Source organism: Bacteroidota bacterium (assembly GCA_018692315.1).
Taxonomy (GTDB): domain Bacteria; phylum Bacteroidota; class Bacteroidia; order Bacteroidales; family JABHKC01; genus JABHKC01.
Genome location: JABHKC010000045.1, coordinates 1 through 24,345 on the forward strand (window position 1 = coordinate 1; position 24,345 = coordinate 24,345).

17 protein-coding genes are annotated in these 24,345 nt (G+C 30.8%); 9 read left to right on the plus strand and 8 right to left on the minus strand.

Annotated elements, in window-relative coordinates; genetic code table 11:
- Nucleotides 1-182 precede the first annotated feature (182 nt).
- The gene (locus tag HN894_03760; GenBank protein ID MBT7142430.1) at nt 183-1,625 is read right to left on the minus strand and encodes a T9SS type A sorting domain-containing protein; all 1,443 of its coding nucleotides are present in this window, start codon (nt 1,623-1,625) and stop codon (nt 183-185) included.
- Nucleotides 1,626-1,831: 206 nt separating this feature from the next.
- Here HN894_03760 and ruvB point away from each other — a divergent pair, with 206 nt between their 5' ends.
- The 5 genes from ruvB (at nt 1,832) to mfd (ending at nt 10,390) form a co-directional block, all read left to right on the plus strand.
- Nucleotides 1,832-2,851, plus strand: a complete 1,020-nt coding sequence (gene ruvB / locus HN894_03765; protein ID MBT7142431.1) for a Holliday junction branch migration DNA helicase RuvB — start codon at nt 1,832-1,834, stop codon at nt 2,849-2,851.
- A 275-nt stretch (nt 2,852-3,126) separates the two neighbouring features.
- Nucleotides 3,127-4,743: an AAA family ATPase gene (locus HN894_03770; protein ID MBT7142432.1), complete on the plus strand. Its 1,617-nt coding sequence runs from the start codon at nt 3,127-3,129 to the stop codon at nt 4,741-4,743.
- The gene (locus HN894_03775; GenBank protein ID MBT7142433.1) at nt 4,736-5,977 is read left to right on the plus strand and encodes a UvrD-helicase domain-containing protein; all 1,242 of its coding nucleotides are present in this window, start codon (nt 4,736-4,738) and stop codon (nt 5,975-5,977) included. The genes HN894_03770 and HN894_03775 overlap by 8 nt, the downstream gene beginning before the upstream one ends.
- Nucleotides 5,910-6,893, plus strand: coding sequence for a virulence RhuM family protein (locus HN894_03780; protein MBT7142434.1), 984 nt, complete (start codon nt 5,910-5,912; stop codon nt 6,891-6,893). The genes HN894_03775 and HN894_03780 overlap by 68 nt, the downstream gene beginning before the upstream one ends.
- A gap of 143 nt (nt 6,894-7,036) precedes the next feature.
- Nucleotides 7,037-10,390, plus strand: coding sequence for a transcription-repair coupling factor (mfd, locus tag HN894_03785; protein ID MBT7142435.1), 3,354 nt, complete (start codon nt 7,037-7,039; stop codon nt 10,388-10,390).
- A 53-nt stretch (nt 10,391-10,443) separates the two neighbouring features.
- On the opposite strand, the gene HN894_03790 is transcribed toward mfd, so the two are convergent.
- Nucleotides 10,444-11,661 carry a PD-(D/E)XK nuclease family protein gene (locus HN894_03790; protein ID MBT7142436.1) on the minus strand — a complete coding sequence of 406 codons (1,218 nt, stop codon included), beginning with the start codon at nt 11,659-11,661 and terminating at the stop codon, nt 10,444-10,446.
- 273 nt (nt 11,662-11,934) lie between these two features.
- Here HN894_03790 and HN894_03795 point away from each other — a divergent pair, with 273 nt between their 5' ends.
- Nucleotides 11,935-12,402 (plus strand): helix-turn-helix domain-containing protein, encoded by a 468-nt coding sequence (locus tag HN894_03795; protein ID MBT7142437.1) that lies wholly within the window; start codon nt 11,935-11,937, stop codon nt 12,400-12,402.
- Between the two features lie 67 nt (nt 12,403-12,469).
- Here HN894_03795 and HN894_03800 read toward each other — a convergent pair whose 3' ends face one another.
- Both HN894_03800 and HN894_03805 read right to left on the minus strand, forming a co-directional pair.
- Nucleotides 12,470-13,528, minus strand: coding sequence for a tetratricopeptide repeat protein (locus HN894_03800; protein ID MBT7142438.1), 1,059 nt, complete (start codon nt 13,526-13,528; stop codon nt 12,470-12,472).
- 156 nt (nt 13,529-13,684) lie between these two features.
- Entirely contained in the window at nt 13,685-15,361 is a 1,677-nt protein-coding gene (locus tag HN894_03805) for an AMP-binding protein (GenBank protein ID MBT7142439.1), read from the minus strand.
- A 347-nt stretch (nt 15,362-15,708) separates the two neighbouring features.
- On the opposite strand from HN894_03805, the gene HN894_03810 reads away from it, so the two are divergent.
- Nucleotides 15,709-16,665, plus strand: coding sequence for a methylenetetrahydrofolate reductase [NAD(P)H] (locus HN894_03810; GenBank protein ID MBT7142440.1), 957 nt, complete (start codon nt 15,709-15,711; stop codon nt 16,663-16,665).
- Nucleotides 16,666-16,680: 15 nt separating this feature from the next.
- On the opposite strand, the gene HN894_03815 is transcribed toward HN894_03810, so the two are convergent.
- The 4 genes from HN894_03815 to HN894_03830 all read right to left on the minus strand — a co-directional run bounded on the left by HN894_03815 (nt 16,681) and on the right by HN894_03830 (nt 21,497).
- Nucleotides 16,681-17,625, minus strand: a complete 945-nt coding sequence (locus HN894_03815; GenBank protein ID MBT7142441.1) for a hypothetical protein — start codon at nt 17,623-17,625, stop codon at nt 16,681-16,683.
- 103 nt (nt 17,626-17,728) lie between these two features.
- Nucleotides 17,729-19,105 carry a redoxin domain-containing protein gene (locus HN894_03820; GenBank protein MBT7142442.1) on the minus strand — a complete coding sequence of 459 codons (1,377 nt, stop codon included), beginning with the start codon at nt 19,103-19,105 and terminating at the stop codon, nt 17,729-17,731.
- Between the two features lie 68 nt (nt 19,106-19,173).
- Nucleotides 19,174-19,935, minus strand: coding sequence for a response regulator (locus tag HN894_03825; protein MBT7142443.1), 762 nt, complete (start codon nt 19,933-19,935; stop codon nt 19,174-19,176).
- 65 nt (nt 19,936-20,000) lie between these two features.
- Nucleotides 20,001-21,497 (minus strand): response regulator, encoded by a 1,497-nt coding sequence (locus HN894_03830; protein MBT7142444.1) that lies wholly within the window; start codon nt 21,495-21,497, stop codon nt 20,001-20,003.
- A gap of 145 nt (nt 21,498-21,642) precedes the next feature.
- Here HN894_03830 and HN894_03835 point away from each other — a divergent pair, with 145 nt between their 5' ends.
- Together HN894_03835 and HN894_03840 are read left to right on the plus strand one after the other, a co-directional pair.
- On the plus strand, nt 21,643-21,846 hold the full coding sequence (locus tag HN894_03835) for a hypothetical protein (GenBank protein ID MBT7142445.1): 204 nt from the start codon (nt 21,643-21,645) through the stop codon (nt 21,844-21,846).
- Between the two features lie 96 nt (nt 21,847-21,942).
- Nucleotides 21,943-24,297 (plus strand): response regulator, encoded by a 2,355-nt coding sequence (locus HN894_03840; GenBank protein ID MBT7142446.1) that lies wholly within the window; start codon nt 21,943-21,945, stop codon nt 24,295-24,297.
- Nucleotides 24,298-24,345: the final 48 nt, after the last annotated feature.

A 24,345-nucleotide genomic window follows, 5' to 3' on the forward strand; every position in this document is an offset into this window, starting at 1 on the left:
AGTTTATTCAGGCACTTCTTAGCAAGAATGAGAAGAAAAAGCAAGTGCTATACTAAAAAGTTAGAAATGTTGAAACAAGCTGTAATGATGCTCATGTTGAAATGGAATAATCAATTAAGTATACTTTGTTAACAATGCCAGTTTTATTAATTGTCTTTTTTCTACTCCCTTTGATATTTTAGCTAAATCTTAATAAATTTGATAGAATTCTTATTTGAAGGAGTTACAATATTTAAATAATAAATACCTGATTTCAGGGCATCGCCAGCAAAAGAGATTTTGTATGAACCGGTCTCCATATTCCTATTAATAAGTCTGAGTACAACTTTCCCTTCTACATTAAATATCTCCATTGATACATGTTCGTGAGCTGCAATAGAAAACTCGACTGTACCTTGCGTGGATACTGGATTTGGAAATATATTGTCAATTCTGCTCTCGCTTGCTTCATTTGCCAATGTTTCTATATCTGTAACAACAATTCCATGTGGTCCTGGCATATTTGGGGTTATGCTATGGCAAACACTACACTGAGAAAGTGTACCTGCAAATCCTTGTAGTCCAATGTTTTGAACATTATCATTTGCTTGCTGAGACGGGAAAATGGCATGAGGAGAACCATGACAGGCGCTACAATATAATCCGCCATGACCTTTAGACTGACGGTATAAAAGCCCCGGTTCCTCAGCATAAATAGAAGTATGACAGCCAGATGTTGCACACGAAGGTTCGTCAAGCCATGGCTCGCGCCCATTGCTAATTGATTCTCCAACATTTTCGGTGTCTCCATGACAATCAATGCATGTGAATCCTACGCTATTCATAACACCTCTATGGCATTGTGTGTTAGACCCGGGATGACATTTATAACAATTATTAGTATTATCATGTTCTTTGTGAATTACCTCCGATAACGATTCCAAACCCGGTTGTCCTGTTGTTCCCAATGCGTTTGAGGAGTGACAGCTTGCGCATAAAACAGGTCCATTCTGATTAAAACCGCTAACATTGTCGTGTTCGTTAAGAATGTTTTGTTGGCTTGGATGGCAATTATTACTAACGCAGCCAATTTCTCCTGAAACAGGAATAACCGGCTGTGTTGTAGCCAAAAGCGTTCCGTTTGTATCATAAAGAGAAAGAAGAGCCAATTGATAAGGATTCTCGGTAGTTAAATTACTATCTGTAAAAGGAGTGATTGGAATGCCTTCTACAACAAAATGATCAGTACTTGGGGTGAGTGTTCCTGATAGCCCAACACCTGTCAGGCCTGTATCGTTGGGTAAGTTTACACCAAAAAGCTGATCTTCGTAACTCCAGAAATTTGTCTTTCCAACAGAATAGGTATTACCCGGAATTTCATAATTCAATGTTAAATCAGATGTTACCAATTGCGGCAAAGAAGTGGCCGAACCTTTTTTTACAACTTGTGCAATAAGATTATTATATGGAGGAAGTACAACTACTTTCGAGAAATCTATATTTGTACAGTGCATTCCAAGATCGTTCCAGCTAATGAGAACATAATCCGGATTAGTTGATAATGACTTATTGCTTATTCTGGCACCAATGACACCAATGAGTATTAACTCAACTACAATAAAAATAAAAAAGTTTCTCGTTTTCATAGCAAAAAATTTAATTCAAAAAATTCAAATTTAAGAATTTTGTTCAATTATAAAAGCTCATGTATAAAATTTACGGATTTTTTAACTATTTTTTAACCATTCGATTGAATTGTTTTTGAATTGTTTTCTGCTGATTTTGAAAAAACACATGTTGTAATCTTATCTTTATTAATAATTTTACAAACTTTTTGCAAAGGAAATAGAAAATGGATAGAAATTTTGAATTTAGTACTGAAAGCCAGACTTCCGACAAGGAATTTGACAGAAAACTTCGTCCTTTGGAATTTGGCGATTTTAGCGGACAACAGAAGATTGTTGAAAATCTGAAGATATTTGTTCAGGCTGCAAAAATGCGGAACGAAGCTCTCGACCATACTTTGCTACACGGACCTCCCGGATTAGGGAAAACTACGCTTGCCAATATTATTTCGAAAGAATTGAACGTAAATCTGAAACTTAGTTCCGGGCCTGTTCTTGACAAACCCGGCGATCTCGCAGGACTTTTAACCAATCTTGATAAGCACGATGTTCTGTTCATCGACGAAATTCATCGCCTGAGTCCGGTTGTTGAAGAATATTTGTATTCGGCAATGGAAGATTACAGAATCGACATAATGATTGATAAGGGCCCGAGTGCTCGTTCTGTTCAAATAGAATTAAATCCATTTACACTTGTAGGGGCTACAACACGTTCGGGATTGCTAACAAGCCCGCTCCGTGCACGATTCGGAATAAAAGCACATCTCGAATATTACGATAGTAAGATTTTAACGAAAATTGTGAAACGCTCTTCGGAAATCTTAAATGTAGAGATTTCTGATAAAGCTGCAGTAGAGATTGCCTCTCGTAGCCGAGGGACACCACGAATTGCAAATGCTCTTTTACGAAGAGTAAGAGATTTTGCTCAGGTAAAAGGCGATGGAAATATTGATTTGAATATTACGCAATTTTCGCTCGAAGCTCTAAATATTGACAAATACGGATTGGACGATATGGATAATAAAATCCTGACTACAATTATTGACAAATTTAAGGGCGGACCTGTCGGAATTTCTACAATTTCAACTGCAGTTGGCGAAGATGGCGGGACAATTGAAGAAGTTTACGAACCATTTTTAATAAAGGAAGGTTTCATAAAAAGAACTCCACGCGGACGTGAAGTTACAGAACTGGCATATACGCATTTGGGGAAAACGGTTCTGGGGAGGGAGAATTTGCTTTTTTAGGATATTTGGGCAAAGCAGAGTAGGACGATGGGACAAAAAGGAAATTTGTAGAAATACTATATGAAAATAAAAATGTATTTTTAAAGGGTCGTTCTGCTCATCTTCGCCAATTTAGATTTGTAAAATACAAATCTGATTGTTTTAAATAACTGAGAAGAAACAGCCTGCTTTGCAAACGACCAACATAAAGAGTTGAAAGATAGGAATAAACCGTTTTATACTGTTTTGATGTGTGAGGTTGTGGAGGAAATGGAAACTGTAAAAGAGAAGGTGTTATGAAAATAAAAAAAGTAAATATTGAAAATTTAAAATGTTTTAAAGGAAAATTTACTATAGGGTTAAATGATGGTATTAATATTTTAGTAGGTAATAATGAAGCTGGAAAATCAACAATTCTTGAAGCAATTCATTTAGCATTGACTGGATTATTATATGGTCGATATTTACGAAATGAACTTTCTCAATATCTCTTTAATATTGATATTATAAATAATTTTTTGGAAAAGATAAACAATGACAAAGAATGTGATCTGCCTCATATTTTAATTGAAGTATTCTTTTATGGTAATGACAACCCTATACTTGAAGGAAATAATAATAGTGATAAAGAAAAAGCAGAAGGTGTTTCATGTAAAATAGAATTTGATGAAAACTATAAAGAGGAATATGAAAATTTAATTAAAAATAAGATTTCAACAATTCCAATTGAATATTACAAAATAACATGGAAATCATTTGCAAGAGAAACAATAACTTCACGAAGTATCCCAATAAAATCAGTAATAATAGATTCATCATCATATCGTTTTCAAAATGGTTCTGATATTTATATTGCTCGAATAATTAAAGATAATTTGGATAACAAACAAAAAGCATCAATTTCACAAGCATACAGAAAACTAAAAGAAATATTTATGGAAGATGAATCCATAAAGGAAATAAATAAGAAAATACAAGAAACGCCAAATATTACAGAAAAGGATGTAAAAATTTCAGTTGATTTATCAACAAAAAATGCTTGGGAAACAACTTTAATGACATATTTAAACGAAATACCTTTTCATCAAATTGGAAAAGGTGAGCAATGCATTATAAAAACAAATCTTGCATTGTCGCATAAAAAAAATAGTGAAGCAAATTTAATCTTACTTGAAGAACCTGAAAATCATCTTTCACACGCAAAACTCAATGAATTTGTTTATAGCATAATAAGTAATCACGATAACAAGCAAATAATAATTTCCACTCACAGCAGTTTTGTTGCAAATAAATTAGGTTTAGAAAACTTATTATTGCTGAACAATAGAAATATTTCAAGACTGAATGATTTGTCAGTAGACACATATGAATTTTTTAAAAAATTATCAGGATTTGAAACTTTGCGATTAGTTTTGAGTAAAAAAACAATTCTTGTAGAAGGTCCTTCCGATGAGCTAATTGTTCAAAAAGCTTATCAGGAAAAACACGGAAAGCTGCCCATAGAAGATGAAATAGATATTATCTCAGTTAAATTAACATTTAAGAGATTTCTTGAAATAGCAAAAATAATTGAAAAACCAGTTGCAGTAGTTACCGATAATGATGGCAAATACGAAAAAAAGATAACAAATAAATATAAGGATTATAGCGAAATAGAATGTATTACAATTTTTGCGGATGATAGAAATACTTTAAATACATTGGAGCCTCAATTTGTAGACGCTAATAAAAGTCAATTAGAAACATTGTGTAATACAATAGATATCGATTTTTTAGAATATGATACAATAGATAAGATTTCAGAATATATGCAAAAGAACAAAACAGATTGGGCTTTATCTGTCTTTGAATCAGCAATAAAACTAAATTATCCTGATTATATTAACAGAGTTATTGAGTGGTGTAATGAATAATAATTTATTAACTATAGCGGCGGCAGGTTCAGGGAAAACCACCTATTTAATAGATGAAGCTTTAAACAAAGATTCGTCAAAAAAAATACTTATTACAACATATACTGAAGCAAATGAGAAAGAAATCAGAAAAAAGATAATTAAAAAGAAAGGTTATATTCCATCAAATATTACTGTTCAAACTTGGTTTTCATTTTTATTGCAACACGGTGTTCGACCATTTCAAGGTTCTATAAATAGTATTTTATTTAACTCTGATATTAAAGGAATGATTTTGGTTAATCAAAAATCTGGCGTTAAATATCAGGGGAAGTTTGGATCAGTTATATATAAAGAAGATACCGAATTTGAGAAACATTATTTTACAAAATCTTGGAAAATATATTCTGATAAAATTTCAAAATTTGCTGTAACATGTGATGACGCTTCAAATGGCAATGTAATTGATAGAATTTCAAAGATTTATAGTCATATTCTTGTAGATGAAGTTCAGGACTTGGCAGGATATGATTTGGAAATTTTAAAATTTCTTTTTAAGACAAAAACATTTATTTTTTTGGTTGGAGACCCTAGGCAGGTTACTTACTTAACACATATAGAGAGTAAATATAAAAAATATCGGGATGGGAGAATAAAAGATTTTGTTTCAAATGAATTAGGAAAAAAGGTAGTATGTGAGATTGATGAGAATACATTAAAGGTTTCACATAGAAATAACAAAGCAATCTGTGACTTTTCAGTAAAACTTTTTCCAGAATTTCCTAAAATAGAACCATGCAATTGTGAAACATGTAGAAATTATTCTATTGAACACGAAGGTGTTTTCATTATTAAAACTGCGAATATTGAAGAATATATTGAAAAGTTTAAACCTATTCAATTGAGATGGAGCAGAAATATAGAAGTTAGTAATAAAACTAATGTTTATAATTTTGGTGAATCAAAAGGATTGACATTTAACAGAGTATTGTTATATCCAACTTCAAATATGATAGAATGGATAAAAGATAACAATTATAACTTTACAAAATTTGTAAGAGGAAAAGAGAAAAAACTTGAAGGTGTCAAAGACAAATTTTATGTTGCTATTACAAGGGCAAAATATAGTGTAGCAATAGTTTTTGATTATGATGAAACAAAAGAATATGACGAAATTATAAAATACAATGAAAACCAACCAACTAATATTCTACCAAACCGAAGACGGAAAAGTCAAAATAGAGACCCATTTTGAGAATGAAACTGTATGGCTAAATCAGGCTCAGATTTCAGAATTGTTTCAAAAAGAGAGAAGTGTAATAACTAAACACATTGGCAATATATTTAAAGATGAAGAATTGGTTGAAAAAAGCAATGTGCAATTTTTGCACATTAGTGGTTCTGATAAACCTATAAAATATTACAATCTCGATGTAGTTATTTCGGTTGGTTACAGAGTAAAATCGCACAGAGGGGTACATTTTAGAAAATGGGCAACGGCACTTATCAAAGAGTACTTGATAAAAGGCTTTGCAATGAACGATGAACTACTAAAAGAGGCAGGAGGCGGAAACTATTTTGATGAACTATTGGCTCGCATTCGGGATATTCGTTCATCAGAAAAAGTGTTTTGGCGTAAGGTTTTAGATGTTTATTCCACAAGTATCGACTACGACCCCAAAACCGAACAATCGGTAATGGTGTTTAAAACCATACAAAACAAAATGCACTGGGCAAGCCACGGAGAAACAGCAGCCGAAACAGTTTATCGCAGAGTTGATTCGTCAAAAGAAAATATTGGACTAACAAATTTTAAAGGTGAAATCCCAACAAAAAAAGAAGTTGAAATTGCTAAAAACTATCTTGCTGAAGATGAATTGAATATTTTGAACAGAATGGTAACAGCATTTTTAGAAATTGCTGAAATACAAGCATTAGACCGCACACCAATGTATATGGCAGATTGGATTAAGCAGTTAGATACTTTCTTGAAAATGACCAATAAAGAGATTCTGCAACATTCCGGTACGGTTAGTCATCAAAAAGCAATAGAAAAAGCTCACGGTGAATATGAAATTTATAAAGAGAAAATAAAGAATAGAATCACACAAGTTGAAAAGGATTTTATCAAGCAGCTTGAAAGTTGGCAGGTAATGTATCCAAAAGAGTAATTTAACTATGAAATTCGCCAAAGAACGATTAGAAAAAGTAATAATACAACTCCTTAAAAATGCGGATTATCCTTATGTAAAGGGCGAAATTGTTGAGCGTAAAAAAGATGATGTTCTTATTAAAGAAAACTCCTAAAGCCACCATGAAAATAAAAGACCTAAACAAAATATTCGAAAATCACAAAAAAGTTGAAGAACTCAGGGGCGAAATTCTCGAAAACAAAAATGTGTTTTTGAAAGGAGTCGCCGGCTCGGCGATGGGGATGATTTTTGCAAATTTAGATGCACACCGGCAAAATCTAATTGTTCTGAACGACCGCGAAGAAGCTGCATATTTTGCAAACGACCTGGAAAATATTACACAATCAGATAATATTCTTTTATTTCCTTCATCATTCAAACGGTCGATTCAATATGAACAAATAGATACAGGTAGTGTAGTTTTACGTACAAATGTTTTAAACAAGCTAAGTTCAAATCCCAAAAAATTTACAATTGTTACTTATGCAGATGCTTTAATAGAGAAAGTTATCAGTAAAAAAAATCTGAAAACCAATTCGCTGGAAGTAAAAGTTGGGAATACCATTTCAACGGATTTTTTAATTGAAGTTCTGTTTGAATATAATTTTGAGCGAAACGACTTTGTGCTGGAGCCCGGACAATTTTCGGTGAGAGGAAGTATTATTGATGTTTTTTCGTTTTCAAACGACTTACCTTATCGTATCGACTTTTTTGGCGATGATGTAGATTCTATTAGAAGTTTCGATATTGAAAATCAACTTTCTATCGATAATTTTAAGAAAATTAATATCATCCCAAACATTCAGGACGAGGCTCTGGTAGAAGAAAAAGTTACTTTTCTCGATTTTATTCCGCAAAAAACTATTATCTGGCTGAAAGATACTGCAATAACTCTTAGTAGAATTAGCGATTTATATAAAAAAGCTCTAATAAAATTTCATTCTGAAGAAAATGAAAAGCAGCAAAACATTGAAGAAATAATTGTAAAGAGTAACTTTATTTCTGAGAAACTTCAGGATTTCACGAAAGTGGAATTTGGATTAAAACAGTATTTCCCCAGCGAAACAATTATTGAATTTAAGACAAGCCCTCAACCAAGGTTCTCTAAGGATTTCAGCCGATTAAGCAAACATCTTTACGAAAATTATGAGAAAGCATATACAAATATTATCCTTTCGGAAAGCCAAAAACAAATAGACCGGCTACAATCTATTTTTAATGAATTAAATCAGGATGTTGAAGAATTTGGCTATATATTGACAACTCTGCATGAGGGATTTGTCGATTACGATTTGCTGATTTGTTGTTACACAGATCACCAGATTTTTGAACGCTACCATAAATTTAAAATCAAAAGCAGATTCAAAAAGAAAGAAGCAGTTACAATTAAAGAAATAACAGGTTTTAATCCGGGCGATTATGTCGTGCATTCCGACCACGGAATTGGGCAATTTGGGGGATTAGAAAGAATTGAGATAAACGGCAAAATTCAGGAATCTGTTCGTTTAATTTATAGAGACGGCGATATAATTTTTGTGAATATTCACTCTTTACATCGAATTTCAAAATATAAAGGGAAAGATAGCGATGCTCCAAAAATTTATAAATTAGGCGGAAGTGCATGGAAAAATCTAAAGCAAAAAACCAAAAGTAAAATAAAAGACATTGCCAAAGATTTAATTAGCCTTTACGCAATGCGAAAAACAAAAAAAGGTTTTGAGTTTTCTGCCGATACCTATATGCAGGAAGAGTTGGAAGCATCTTTTATCTACGAAGACACTACCGACCAACTTAAATCTACGCTTGATGTAAAAAAAGATATGGAATCGAACGTGCCAATGGACAGGCTCATTTGTGGCGATGTTGGTTTCGGGAAAACCGAAGTTGCTATTCGGGCAGCATTCAAGGCTGTTGCCGATAGCAAACAAGTTGCACTTTTAGTTCCAACTACAATTTTGGCATTACAGCATTTCAATACTTTTTCGGAACGTTTAAGGGAGTTTCCATGTACGACTGATTATATTAGCCGGTTCAGAACGGCAAAAGAGCAGAAAGAAATTATTGAAAAATCGAAGAATGGTAAAATTGATATTCTTATTGGAACCCACCGTATTGCAGGAAAAGATATTGAATTTAAAGATTTAGGATTGCTGATTATTGATGAAGAACAAAAATTTGGAGTTGCTGTAAAAGAAAAACTTAAAAAACTAAAACTTAATGTTGATACATTGACGCTAACTGCTACACCGATTCCACGAACTATGCAATTTTCTATGATGGGTGCTCGCGATCTTTCAATAATTAATACTCCACCACCAAACAGATATCCAATTTCTACCGAACTTGTTACTTTCAATGAAGAAATATTTAAGGAAGCCATTGAATACGAAATAGATAGAGGCGGGCAGGTTTTTGTAATAAACAATCGTATTCAAAATATTTATGAAGTTGAAGCGATGATAAATAAAATATGCCCTTCGGTGAAAACCGTGGTTGGGCACGGGCAAATGGAAGGCAGGAAGCTCGAAAAAACTATGCTTGATTTTATTGAAGGCGACTACGGAGTACTGATTGCTACAACAATAATTGAAAGTGGGCTCGATATTCCTAATGTGAATACGATAATTATAAATAACGCACATAATTTCGGATTGAGCGATTTGCATCAGTTGCGTGGGCGTGTTGGCCGTTCCAACAAAAAAGCATTTTGTTATTTAATCACTCCGCCAATTCATCTGCTAACTTCTGATGCAAGAAGAAGAATTAAGGCTATTGCCGAATTTTCGGAGCTTGGTAGTGGATTTAATATTGCTTTGCAAGATTTGGATATTCGTGGAGCCGGAAACTTGCTTGGTGGCGAACAAAGCGGATTTATTGCCGATATTGGTTTCGATACATATAACAAAATATTGAACGAAGCAATTCGGGAATTAAAGGAAAATGAGTTGAAACACCTGTTCACAAAAGAAGAAAAAAAGGACAAGAAACAAGCAATCGCACAGTTTGCCAACCAACACAAATTTGTTTCGGATAGCATAATAGATACAGATCTCGAACTTCTGTTTCCTGAAACATATATTGAAAATATTTCCGAACGTATGAGTTTATATAGAGAGTTAGACAATCTGAAAAACGAAACTGAATTAGAAAAATTCAAAATCAACTTGATAGATAGGTTTGGGCAAATTCCCGACGAAACAATTCAGTTGATTAATGTTGTAAAATTACGCTGGCTTGCTATAAAACTGGGATTTGAAAAAATAGTTCTCAAAAAGAGCAAAATGATTGCATATTTTATTTCCGATCAAGATTCCGTTTTTTATCAATCCAGCAGATTTACTTCAATTTTGAATTATATAGGAAGAAAAGGCAAGAAATGGAGAATAAAAGAAGGAAATAAATTAAGCGTAGTAGTCGAAAATATTGATTCTGTTGAGGATGCAATAAATACTATGTCTGAAATTGAGTTTGAATAAGTTTATATCTGTAAAATGACATTTTTTTTTGTTTTGAAATGCGGATTTTATAATTATTGGAAAACTTCAGCAATTTTTTTTACAAATTCTGTAATAATATTATCCATATTTTCTAATAAATGATAATTTAATCTATCATCATAAAAAGCGCAGTCGTAACCATCAATTTTATATTCAGTGCAAAGCCAAAATGGTTCCGAATCTGACAAACTATTTTTATATACTTTTTTCTGATTTTCGTTAGGATTAAATATCCCAAATATTAGTCTATTATAATTTTGTACTTCGATATGAAAAGTGCTTTTTCCTTCTGTTTCTATTCTAATACCAAAATTAACAATATGTCCATTTGAATTTAATACATCATCTATATTGTCAACCTTATTATCAATACTATGAACAAAATCAATTTTCTTTCCATAAATTTCTTTTGGTAATTTTTCTTGAAGTTTTATGAAAAATTTCTTCCTGATTTCATCTCTAACCTCTCGAATGTCATTCTCGGACACAACCTTTAGTATCTCTCTATACTTCTGTTCTAATAACAAGTTCTTGTTTATTGATTCCATTTTATTTGTAAGTTCTTTTAAAGTGTTTATATATTGTTCAACTATTATTTTAACAGGATTGTTCATGTTTTCAACTTTAAGACATTTATCTAACCAATTTAAAACATGCACAGAATACGATATTAAATTTATATCATCAATATTAATTTTATATTCTTCATTTTCTGGAGTTGAATCATAATCAGGTCCTAAATATGTTTGATAATCAGGTTTTTTGCCATCCAAGGTAAGATAATACAAATCATATTTTTCATATGTATCTTTTGCATAATTATTATACCTAATTAATTGTATGGGTTGGTCGGGTGCATAAATTTTATTCTCAATGACAAGAGCTTTTTTTTCTTTTTTGTTTTCTATAAGTAAATCTATTCTTCCCCAATACGTATTTTCCAATTTTTCATTTTCTTCTTTATTGCCAATAAAAAACTCATCGTAAACTTTAATGTTGCTTGCATCACTTAACCACTCATAATCTTTACTGTTGGCTAATCCTAATTCGTCAATAAATAATTTATAGAAAACATCTCCCATTCCGTGTTTTCCATTTGGTGTTAAGAGGCTTTTTATCATTAACGAATGTTTAACTTCTTTTGTGTTAATTGTTAATTCATTAAAAACATTGAATAATTCACCATTCTTTAACTTCTTTTGAGTGAGATTTTCACTTTCTTTTACAAATTCATTTATTATATTTTCCATAATTAAATTAATTGAACTGTGAAGTACCTCCATCAATAGGACAAAAAAATCTTAAAAATCAAGGTGTAATATTTTTTAAACTTTGGCCAAAGTTAATAACTAAATTTCACTTATAATAGTTTTATTTATAAAAAACAGATTTCTTTTCTACATTTTTTTTGATGCTTTGACATACAAATAGTCCTAAATAAAAATAAAGTTTCCCTATGTGAAACATTTATACTATCTTTGTATCAGAAAATATGAAAGTACATTTAATAAAAAAGCAGTCTATTGGAAACTTTAAAATATAAAATCATAAAAGACAAAGAACAATATAAACAGTATTGTGATATACTTGAAGAACTAATAATTTCTGAGAAAAAAGCAGATGAAGACGAAATTGAATTATTGACTCTACTAATTGAAAAATGGGATAAAGAGAACAATTCGCTAAATGAGTTAAATCCTATTGAAATATTAAAGGCTCTTATGTATGAGAATAATTTGAAATCAAAAGATTTGGTAGATATTTTGGGAATATCTAAAGGAACTGTTTCTAAAATATTGAACTATCATAAAGGATTGTCAAAGGAAACTATCAGAAAACTTGCTGATTATTTTCATGTATCTCAAGAGACATTCAATAGACCTTATAAATTGATAAACGCAGTTAATCGACATTTCCGAAATGCTTCTTTGATGAATACTAGAAAGAATATTGCTCAACATATAGTAAGCAACATTTGCCAAACTTCATAGAGTTTTAAATCTTGTTGAAAACTCTATGCTGGTACTACGAAATTGCTTGCCGGGCTTCCACAAATCCTTAATATGAAGTAGAATTTAATTTATTGCAAATTTTATTGTCTAAACTTAGACTGTCGTTAAATCCCATATAATTAGCCCGATACAAATATATGCACGCTTCAACAGTATCTGATAATTCTAATAGAATTTTGGCTTTGTTATAATAAGCTTCGGCAAAAAGTGAATCTAAAATTATTGTTCGTTCGAAGTCTTCTAAAGCTCCAAAAATGTCCCCAACCTTTTGCTTTGCCAAACCTCTTTGATTATGTGCTATAATATGATTTTTACTAATATTAATTGTTTCATTTAAGATTTTAATTGATCCATTATAATCTCCCATATGTGATTTTACTAAGGCTTTTCCAACTAAAGCACGTACATATTTTGGATTGTGTTTTAAAGAATTATCATAATCTTCTGAGGCTTTGGAGATTTTCCCGCATTTATAATACGAGTCTCCCCGAAAAGCATATGCACTGGAATGATTTGGTTTTATTTTTAGGGTATTTGAAAAATAGTCTATAGCTTCCTCATAATCAGATAACTTAAATAGTACAATTGCTTTATTATAATAGGCATTCGCAAAATTAGAATCAAGAATTATTGCTTGTTCAAAATCTTTTAAAGCTCCATAAATATCCCCAATCTTTTGTTTTGCTAAACCTCTTTGATTATGTGCTGTAATGTGATTTTTGTTTACTGTAATTGTTTTATTGAAATAAATAATTGAACCAATATAATCACCGATATAATATTTTGCATTAGCATTTCCAAATAAACCCCGCACATATTTTGGGTTGTACTTTAAGGAATTATTATAATCTATGAAAGCGTTAGATATTTTCCCACATTTAAAATAAGAATCGCCCCGAAATGCATATGCACCGGAGTGATCTGGAGCAATTTTAACAGTTTTTGAAAAATATTCTATGGCAAGTTCATAGTTTTGATTACAATACTCCTTTTTCCCTTTTTTATAAAACTCCTTATATGATTCTTCACTATGCTGACAGGAAACTATAATGCTTACAAGATTAATATTTATTAAAATAGTTATAATAATAAATATCTTCCTCATAAATAGAACTTTAATAAGTATTGTATTGAACTTTTTATTATGAAAGCAAAATTATTATATTATTTTGAATCATCAAAATGATTGAACAAAATATTAAAATTTCAGCTTAAAAAAAATTATTGCTATAAACCAGCATTGCTAAAATGTCAGGCTTTTTTAATGATACAAATATCTTTTAATTTTCTGAGTAGCAGTTTTCTGAAAAGGATCAGGATGGACAACAAGTAGTTGAATTCGGGAAAATTTATTTACTCTTGCATTTATATAGTATTGAAGTTCTGCCGAAAGTTCATCAATTCTTTCATCAACTTTTTTTGTAAGCTCTTCGAGTTTTTCATCCATTTTGTGAGTAAATTCTTCCTTCATTTCTTTCAACTTCAGTTCTAATTCTTCTCTGTTGAAATGCACTAAAGCCACCAATTTCCCTTTTTTTTCAACCACAATAGATTCAATTACATGTCGAAAATTATTTATTAAAGATTCAATTTCTTCAGGATAAATATTTTCTCCATTGGCACCAACTATCAGATTTTTTAATCTGCCTTTGTGGCTAAGCCAACCATCTTTGTCGAAAACTCCAAGATCGCCGGTTTTGAACCAGCCATCTTCGGTCATAACTTCGCGGGTGTTTGCTTCATTTTTATAATAACCCAACATAATGTTTGGACCTTTCCCCCAAATTTCGCCTTCTCCGGTTTTCGGATCCGGATTGTTAATTTTTAATTCGCAATGCTGAACTACCGGACCTATTGCTTGATATCTTGTCATGCTCGGATTTGAACCGGCAAGCATAGGAGAAGTTTCAGTCAAACCATAACCAATGGCATATGGAAATTTTGCATCTACCAAAAATTGTTCTACTACCGGATCTAATTTTGCACCACCAATTCCGAAAAACTTTAAGTTGCCACCAAAAGTTTGATATAATTTTTTGCCGGCAATTCTATAAAGTAATTTGCGAGTAGGAGAGAATCTGTGTAAAAAGCGAGTAATGGGCTTTTTCTGTATTTCAGGAAGTATTTTGTTTTTATAAACTTTTTCTATTATTAATGGCACAGTCAGCATTAAATGTGGTTTAAGCTTTTGCATAGCCGGAATCAAAACGCTGGCAGTGGGAGGTTTGCGCAAATAATGAACATTAGCACCTTTCAGAATTGGCAAAATTAGTCCTAAAGTATTTTCGAATGTATGTGACAATGGCAATACCGAAAGGAATCTGTCATCTTCAAGAATTGTTTGAACTGCGTCAGCTTGCAATGCATTTGTGATTACATTTTTTTGCGAAAGCATCACTCCTTTGGAATTTCCGGTAGTACCTGATGTGTAAAGCAATATTGCCAATTTGTTTTCATTAGGACTAAAAGAATTGCTGCATTGAGTATTTTCATTAAAAACAACATTAGGTCTTTTCCCTTCTATAATATCAAAATTGTCGATACTTATTATTGTTTCAACTAAGTCTTTTTTCGTTTCAGAGAGTTTGTATTCAAGACTTTCAGAAACGAAAATTGCTTTAGCTTCGGAATGATGAAGAACATTTTGCAATTCGTGTTTGTTGAAATCGGGCAAAACCGGAACTACAACTACTCCCATGCAATGCAATGCAAAATATACTATGCCCCAGTTTGGCATGTTCTGGCTATAAATAACAACTTTGTCGTCGGGTCTAATCCCCAATTCAGTAAGAAAAGCTTTGACGGCAGAAATTCGGGTTCCCATCTGAGAATAAGTTATTGCTTCTTCTTCCATAAAACCCAATGCTTTTTTATCTGCATATTTGGAGATTACTATTGGCAAAATTTCAGCAAAACTAAACTGTTTGTATGATTCCATAAAAAATATTTTTTGCAAATGTATTTAAATTTTTTATATGCAAAAATCTACATATTTCATTTTTTGAATATGATGTTTTCAAATAAGGAATAAAATGTAGAATTTGTAAAAAATATATATTCCCACACCTGCCGCAAGTTTGCAACTTGTGGCAAAATATACATTTGATGAAGAAAGTATGTTTTTACCCGTGCCACCGCTGAAGCGGTGGCACGGATGAGTTACCAGAAGAAAAAAAATGTTAATTTTTTAAATATGATAATAAGCACAAGAAAAACCGAAAATAGAGAACTTGCAAAAAAATTATATTTTCGTGCTGATAAAAATTTAGAAATTAGAGCTTGTTTATGAAAGTTATTGATAATTTAAGAAATGCAAAAGAAACATTATTCTCATTTGAATTGTTACCACCTTTGAAAGGCAAAAACATTAACGCTATATATCAGGCAATAGATCCTTTAATGGAATTTAACCCGAGCAATATTAATGTAACATACCATCAGGAGGAGGTAGTTTATAAAAAGCACAAAACCGGATTGTTAGAGAAAAAAACTGTTAGGAAAAGGCCGGGAACAGTGGCTATTTCCGCAGCAATAAAATATAAGTATCCTTCGGTAGAAGTTGTTCCACACCTTATTTGTGGAGGTTTCACTAAAGAAGAAACGGAATATGCGCTTATCGATTTTCATTTTTTGGGAATAAATAATATCCTTGTGCTAAGAGGCGATCCTTTGAAATCTCAGCGAATTTTTAAACCAGAGAAAAACGGACATTCACATACCGATTCTTTGATTGAACAAATTGTGAATATGAATAATGGCCAATATCTTGACGAGGAATTAGAAAATTCGGCTGCTACAGATTTTTCGGTTGGAGTTGCCGGCTATCCTGAGAAACACTACGAATCGCCGAATATGAATTCGGATTTGAAATATTTGAAACAGAAAATTGATGCTGGTGCCGAATATATTGTTACTCAAATGTTTTTCGATAATAAAAAGTATTTCGATTTTGTGAAATCTTGCCGAGAAATTGGTATAGAAGTTCCGATAATTCCTGGCATAAAACCTATTTCGCGATTAAATGATTTGATTTTGCTTCCGCAGACTTTTTATATAGATATTCCGGAAGATCTTGAAAAAGAGCTAAATAAATGCAAAAACGATAAAGATGCATTTCAAGTTGGCGTTGAATGGGGAATTATGCAATCAAAAGAATTGAAAAAGAACAATGTACCGGCACTACATTATTTTACTATTGGTCTTTCGGAAAGTGTGAAACGGATTGCTAAAGAGGTTTTCTAACGATCTTTAAAATATCTACAAATCAGCAAAATGCAAGCGATAAATAAAATTAAGTTCAAAAATTAATCCATCGCTAAAATCTTTGTTTAGTTGAATTCTTTCCTCACCGAAATTGAAAGCTGCAATTTTAAAATCTAATTTATCGTCTTCTGCAAAAACACGATATGATCTTCCTATTGTAGCTCCACATTTTAAGTTTAATACAATATTTCTCGTAATATAATAGTCTAAAAATAGAGAAATTTCCTGAGTTGTTTTATGGATATATGCATTTGGAAACTTTATATTTTCAGTGTCCATAATACTATTTTCCGGTACAGTAAAATTTTCGTTCATGCGAAATGAGCCTGCCGGAGCTTGAAAAAACAAACCGGCAGAAAATTTATTATTCAATTTGTACATTAAAGTTGCATTGATTGGCAAATTTCCGAATGCCTGCAATTTATCGTTTGGCTGCCAGTCGAAGCCTATGATTGGCACAAGAAATGAACCCCAATATTCCTGATTGTAGTATAATCCGAATTTGTATTTAAATTTTTCGCTTTTTGTGAATGTAAAAAGTGCAATTCCGCCAAGTTGAAAATCGTTTTTCGAAACGTCTTCCAAATCGCTACTAATTTTTGGGAGTGCCATCAAAAGCAACTGCGATTTTGAATTTAGTTTTTTCGTATATCCGAAAAGTAAAGTGGAGGAATATATTAGCGGATACTCAAAGTCATTATTCGATGAAGAAATTTTGAAAGTGCTCCCGTTTAATCCGAAAATAGCAAGATCGCCATTTTCCCTTTTGATGGGTAATTTTGCATTTAATGAAGCCACCGAAAGACTAGCATCGCCATCAAGGCTCCAATAATTGTTTGGAGAAATTGCATAGGAAGCATTTGCTAAATCTACAAAATTTTGACTTTGTGTGTTTTGAAATAAAAAAAGAAGAATGATGAAAGGGAAAAATTTATTCATAGGTTTGTATTAAAAAATTAGAAATTAGAAATTGGAAATTGGAAATTCTTTGTCATCTCAAAAAAAAATAACTTTTACTTTATTAACTTTCAACTTTCAAAATTTACAACTTCATTGACAATTGTTTAAGTTTTCTCTCCAACTGATTTACCGATAATGGTTTATCTAGAATTGTGCGATTTTCATCTATCAAGAACAAAGTTGGAGTTGCATAAATATGATAATCGTTTGCCGATTTGCTGTCCCAGCCTTTAAGTTCTGAACAATTGAACCATTCATAATTATGTTTGTTTAGCGCCGAAATCCAATCATTTTTATCGGTATCAATAGAGATTGACAAAACTTCAAATTTAGGAACAGTTGGATTTTTATATAATTTGTGTAGTTCCGGCAACAATTCGTTGCAATGTGGACACCAGCTTGCCCAAAATATTATTACTTTAAATTTTTCAGGAATTTCCGAAAGTTTAACAAAATTGTTGTTGATATCGTAAATTTCTAAAGGTGGTGCAATTTCTCCAATCGCCATTTTGCGGAAGCTGTCTAAACGTTTTTGGAGCTCACTTTTACGCTCTTCGTCTTCGCACGATTTGTTGTTCAAATAATTGTCGGCAATGTGCAGCAACACTCTTTCAAAACCATATTTTTGAAAACCATTTACTAAAAATGAAACAAGTGTTTTATAGATTTTTTCGTTCTGGTCGGCTCTGAAAAGAATTTCATCGACTGCTTTAATAAACTCATTTTCTAATTGTTCTTGCGATAATTTATTGTTGCCGTAAAGCGAAAGGTATTCTAAAATTTTATTAGCATATAAATCGCTATATATCAGGAATGTATCAGTAAAACAAAGTTTGTCTAAAAAATGGCTTTTCAAGTATTCCTGACTTTTTTCGAAAGAAAGTTCTGGATTGATATATGGTTTTTGAAAATTGCTAATTAACAGATAGGCAAATGTATAGGAGTTTTTTTCTGCTGTTTTTTCTACAAATTTTGAAAGTGCTTTTTGAGCATTATCGAATTCAGAACATGTGGCTTCGTAAAATTTTTCTGATTTTGGATAATAAAAAACTAGAGGTGCGAGAAGCTCTAATTTACGATTTGTTTGGTGCTCAAGTCTTAAATATTCGTAAAATATTTTGTTTTCTTCCGAATGGATAACTTCAAGGCTGTCCATCGGAAATTGGTAAATAGTTGATAATTCGACATTTTCGTAATTGAAAATTACATCAGAAAAAACATTTTTATCAATCAGAATTGTATATTTTCCTTTATGGTTTGTTTTGTCTAATGAAAAAATGAATTTGTTATTATCCTTGCGTTTTGCTGTGTCAACTATATTAGTTTTATCTAAATAGATTTCGGCAAGATAGATTTCATTTTTGTCGAAATTTTCAATGGAAATTATTATGGAATAATTTTGCGAATACAAAATTGAACAAAAAAATAGGAAAAGTGAAAAAAGTATTGTTTTTGCCATTTTTATCATTTTATGATTTATGCTTGATTTCAGATTTTGACTTTTGTATTTTCTTAAAATAGTCTATTCTAAAATTTCATTCCCATTCTGTTTTCTATATCAGCTTTATATAATTCTTCAATTGGGATTACTTTCATAATGTCTGATATTATCAAATCGGGATATTTTATTGTAAAAATCTTTTTTATATTAACAATCATAGAAATACGCACATTTGCAAATTCGTCGTAAGGCAAAAGAGTGACAATTTCAGTTAATGGTTTCTTAACAATATAGCTCATTTCTTTAGATTGAATAAATGTGCTTTCCTGAAGTGATTCGAGATAATATATATCTGAAAATAAAATGTTTACAATTTCATTTTCCGGAATCGACACTAATTGTATAGAGTTGTCGGGATTGTCGGAATGATTTAAATTGTATTGTTTTTCAGATTCAGATTTTGTTGTTGAGTCGGTTTTGTGTTTGCTCAATGCCAGCTCAATAGCTGTCTGTAATTCGTTGATTTTGTATGGTTTAACAATATATCCATAGGGTTGCGAAAGTTTGGCTTTCGAAATAGTATTATCGTCTGAATATGCTGTAAGAAAAATCAGAGGAATATTTCTTTTTTCAAGAACTTTAATCGCTGCATCTGTTCCTGTCATTTCGCCTTTCAGCATAATGTCCATTAAAATAAGGTCTGGATTATGTTTTTCCATCATTTCGACAACTTGTTCTCCATAGGCAATAGTTACCGGCACTTTGTAGCCTCTTTTTTTTAGGCTGTTCTGAATGTCTTTTGCAACTAAAAACTCATCTTCAACAACTAAAATTTTAGCATTTCCCATATTAGTATTTTATTAATATATATTGTAAATTTATTGACATAAAGAATTCATAATTTGTTGATATGTCATATTTTGTCTTTAAAAATTATTGTGAATTTCGTACCATTTGAATTGTCTATTTCAATTTCTCCATCGATCTGACTTACAAGTGCACTTACAATTTGTAAGCCTAATGTTTCGCTTTCTTCAATATTTAAATCGTTGCTGACACCTATGCCGTTGTCGCTAATAATAAGTTCTAAATTTTTGTTTTTAAGCTTTTTAAGCGAAATATACACGATCCCATCCGGTTTGTTTGCAAATGCATATTTCATGGAGTTTGACACAATTTCATTTATTATCAATCCGCATGGAACTCCCAGATCTATTGATAAGAAAATGTCCTCAATATCGTTGTTAAAGCTTACAGAAGAATTCATTGTATAAGAATGAAATAGGTTGGTTATAAGCGTCTTGACATATTCTTTGAAATTGATTTTGTCAACATTTTTCGTTTTGTAGATATTTTCATGAACCAATGACATTGATTTTATCCTATCCTGACTTTCTTCGAAAAGTTTGGCCATAAGCGGATCGTCTATAGTATTTAATTGTAAGTTTAAAATGCTTGAAATTATCTGCATATTGTTTTTTACACGATGATGTAGTTCTTTAAACAATATTTTTTTTTCATAAATTGTTTGGCGAAGTTTTTTCTCGGTAGTTTTTCTGATTTCCATTTCTTGCAAAAGTTGGGCATTATTTTCTTCTGCCGTTTTTGCTCTTAGTTTTTCTTGCAACAACTTTTTCTCTACAGAAATATCCTTAAATATAATCTGCAGTACCTGTTCTCCATTATAATTGAGTGGGCTCATTTTATACTCAAGTTCAATTGATTCTTTCGATTTAGGATTTATGAGTTTTATTTCTAAAAAGGGTATTTCGCTACCAAAATTAATTTCATTAGATGTATTTTTATAGTCCTCAATATCTTCTTTTGCAATTAAGTCAATAAAAGAAAGAGTTTTTATGTCTTCGAAATTAACTCTTAAATATTTTAGAAATTTTTTGTTGGAATAAACTAATTTGTTGTCTTTTAATATAACTATACCATTTGGAGAATATTCGACTAAGTTTTTGTAATTTTTTTCGCTTCTTTCTATTGATTCTTGCATTCTTTGCTTCTCAAGCTTCCCTTGATATATTTTATAAACTTTTTCGATTTTTAGCGGAAGTTCATCAATCAAGGTCATGTCTTTTGGAAGGAAGTCAATAGCACCTGCTTTCATTGCCTTCAGAGCATTATCTACACTAGAATCTACCGTAAAAAATATTATTGGTAAAGATTTATTGTTTTTATCAAGTTTTTGAAGAATTTCTAATCCATCAATACTAGGTAAGTGATAATCTAATAATATGATATCATGTTTTTCAGGATTTTCTATTAAATAATTATAAGCATCAAAACCATCTTCAATAACTTTTACTTGAAATCCTTCTTTTGTTAAAATAGTTTTTATCAGTAAAGATTGGCTATAATCGTCTTCAACAACTAAGATTTTTATTTCATTTTTCTCAAGCATTATATAGATTTTTAAGTCTCAAAAATAGAAATATTATTTAATAATGGCTATTAATAATAATTGCTTTTTTGATAAACTTAATCAAAATATTACTTTTGATGATTGGTTATCTTTTTTTTATTAGACTCAGGAAATAGTTGATTAAATGAGAATTAGAGAATGGTTTGTTAGTAGTATAGAGAATAAGTTATTGGTAATAGTCGTTGTTATATTAAGTTTTTCGATTTTGGCAATTGCAACTACTTCGATATATTCTGTAAGTTCTTTCAGCGATATTACTATTGAAAGAAATACCGAAAATATCAAGAAACAAGCATTTTACCTGATTTCTAATGCTACTCGCGAATAGGCTACACGCCACGATGTACTTTTCGAAAAATACATTAACTTTTCTAATATTATTTCAAATGAAATTGAAATAAATCTCAGAAAAGCAAATAAATCTTTGACGAGAAATTTTAGCTACAAATTTGAAAGTTTTTCTGTAGAACTATCAGATACTTTTTTTTCAGATAAAGCAAATAAAGAAATCAATACTAGACAGCAAAAAGTACTTAAAAGTTCAATTTACAATATGAAACCATTGATGGCGGAAATAATAAATAGTTCGCAATCTATTGAAGCCATCTGGATGCAATTCCATTCTTCTATTTATTATTTATTTGCTAAAACCTTAAATATTAGTGATAGTGTAAATTTGAAAATATTTTATAATAAAAAATCTAAGTTAATTGAAAACTATAAGAATGATTATCATAAAAATCAAATATACAGAAGTAGCCTAATTGATAAAAACGCCAATTCGACATCGATAATTACAGTTTTGTCTCCAGTCTATATCGAAGATGGAATTTTCTTAGGTATGATAGGGGTTGATATTAAGATTGACGATTTTTTTAATGAATTATTATTTTCGAGCAGTTTGGAAATCAATAAAATTCAAAAATCAGAACTAATACCAGAAAGATTTGGAGATGAATTTTCTTTTCTTGTTGATCATTATGGGGAAATTGTTGCTCTTCCATACGAGTTTTTGAATTTGTTAGGAATTGAAATTAAAGACGAAAACGCAGGTGATGTAAACAATTATAATATTTTAGAAACCAAAAACCATCAATTTAAAGAAATAGCGAATAAAATTGTCAAAGGTGAAAACGATTTTGTAAAATTCGATTCAAACAATGAATATTATTATACATCCTATTATCCAATAAAATCTATGGGTTGGAGTATTTGTAGAATTGTCCCAGAAAAGAATATTTTATCTTCAATCTTTGAAACACAAAGTGCAGTGTATAAAACACTTAGAAGAATTATTTTAAACTTTCTTTTAATCACTGTTGTTTTCTGGATGATTTCTTTTACAATATTTAAATTATTTTTGAATAGAAATTTACACACACCACTAAAAACTATAACAAATTCATTTAAAATAATTGCAAATGGAAATTTGAATCATAGAATAAACCTCAATCAAAAAGATGAAATTGGAAATATTGCAAACTCATTCAATTCGATGACTCTAAAACTTAATTTATCGCAAAAAGAATTACAGGAACATAAAGATAATCTCGAAATAATTGTAGAAGGGCGAACCAACGAATTGATTGAATCTAATTTAAAACTGGTTGAAGAAATTAATGAAAGAAAAGAAACAGAACAAAAACTAAAAAATGCAAAAATAATTGCTGAAGAGGCTAATAATCTGAAAACTACTTTTTTGTCGAATATGACTCACGAAATTCGAACTCCAATGAATTCTATAATTGGATTTTCGCGAATGCTTACAAAAACAGACTTTGAAGATTGCGACAAAGAAAAGTTTCTCGAACTAATTATCGAAAATGGAAAGAGTTTATTAAAAACCGTGAACGATATTCTTGAAGCATCAAAAATTGAAGCCGGACTGGTTGCAGTTAGCTTAAAACCTTGCAATATCTCTAAACTAATAAATGAGATATTTACATCAATAAAATCAAATAAATATTATCAAAACGGACATATTGAATTTATTTTAAAACAAAGGGAAAAAGAAATTATTACATTTTCTGATACTATACGTTTACAACAAGTTATTACAACATTAATTGAAAACGCCTTTAAATTTACAAAATCAGGATTTGTAGAATTAGGAAGTTACATAAAAAAAATTGATGATGAAAAAAAGGTTGTTATATATGTAAAAGACAGTGGAATAGGGATTGAAGAAAATAAAATGAAACAAATTTTCGACAGGTTCAGGCAAGGAGATGATTCTCGTACACGAGGATTTGGAGGTACAGGATTAGGATTATCTATTTCCAAGAAACTCGGAAAATTGCTTGGGGGAGAAATAAATGTTGAATCTAAAATTAATGAAGGCTCATGTTTTTCTATAGAAATTCCATACGATCAAAATAGAAATGGAGCTTCACAAACCATAGAATTTGAAAATATTTGGAAAGATAAATCAATAATCGTTGCTGATGATGTAAAATCGAATTTTGACTTTATTTGTGAAATATTAAGGCCTACAAAAGCGAAAGTACATTGGGCAGAAAACGGAAAAGAATGTATTGATATTTTGAAAAGAAATAAGAAAACACACTTAATATTAATGGATATACAAATGCCGGTTCTCAATGGAATTGATGCTACAAAATATATTAAAGGTATAGACCCAAAAATTCCGATAATTGCACAAACAGCTTTTGCACTTTCCAAAGACATAGACGAAATTTACAAAGCCGGCTGCATAGATTATTTAATAAAACCCATATTTCCAAGAGATTTAATTAATAAAATTAACAAGCTATTCTGAAAGTTCAAATCCGATTAATAAAATATTTGTTTATAGTTCTAATTTTTT

Coding starts and splice junctions, on each gene's coding strand:
- HN894_03760 (MBT7142430.1), bottom strand. CDS start 1,625: ATGAAAACGAGAAACTTTTTTATTTTTATTGTAGTTGAGTTAATACTC.
- ruvB (MBT7142431.1), top strand. CDS start 1,832: ATGGATAGAAATTTTGAATTTAGTACTGAAAGCCAGACTTCCGACAAG.
- HN894_03830 (MBT7142444.1), bottom strand. CDS start 21,497: ATGCTTGAGAAAAATGAAATAAAAATCTTAGTTGTTGAAGACGATTAT.
- HN894_03825 (MBT7142443.1), bottom strand. CDS start 19,935: ATGGGAAATGCTAAAATTTTAGTTGTTGAAGATGAGTTTTTAGTTGCA.
- HN894_03775 (MBT7142433.1), top strand. CDS start 4,736: ATGAATAATAATTTATTAACTATAGCGGCGGCAGGTTCAGGGAAAACC.
- HN894_03800 (MBT7142438.1), bottom strand. CDS start 13,528: ATGAGGAAGATATTTATTATTATAACTATTTTAATAAATATTAATCTT.
- HN894_03790 (MBT7142436.1), bottom strand. CDS start 11,661: ATGGAAAATATAATAAATGAATTTGTAAAAGAAAGTGAAAATCTCACT.
- HN894_03805 (MBT7142439.1), bottom strand. CDS start 15,361: ATGGAATCATACAAACAGTTTAGTTTTGCTGAAATTTTGCCAATAGTA.
- HN894_03780 (MBT7142434.1), top strand. CDS start 5,910: ATGAAAACCAACCAACTAATATTCTACCAAACCGAAGACGGAAAAGTC.
- HN894_03820 (MBT7142442.1), bottom strand. CDS start 19,105: ATGGCAAAAACAATACTTTTTTCACTTTTCCTATTTTTTTGTTCAATT.
- HN894_03810 (MBT7142440.1), top strand. CDS start 15,709: ATGAAAGTTATTGATAATTTAAGAAATGCAAAAGAAACATTATTCTCA.
- mfd (MBT7142435.1), top strand. CDS start 7,037: ATGAAAATAAAAGACCTAAACAAAATATTCGAAAATCACAAAAAAGTT.
- HN894_03770 (MBT7142432.1), top strand. CDS start 3,127: ATGAAAATAAAAAAAGTAAATATTGAAAATTTAAAATGTTTTAAAGGA.
- HN894_03835 (MBT7142445.1), top strand. CDS start 21,643: ATGAGAATTAGAGAATGGTTTGTTAGTAGTATAGAGAATAAGTTATTG.
- HN894_03815 (MBT7142441.1), bottom strand. CDS start 17,625: ATGAATAAATTTTTCCCTTTCATCATTCTTCTTTTTTTATTTCAAAAC.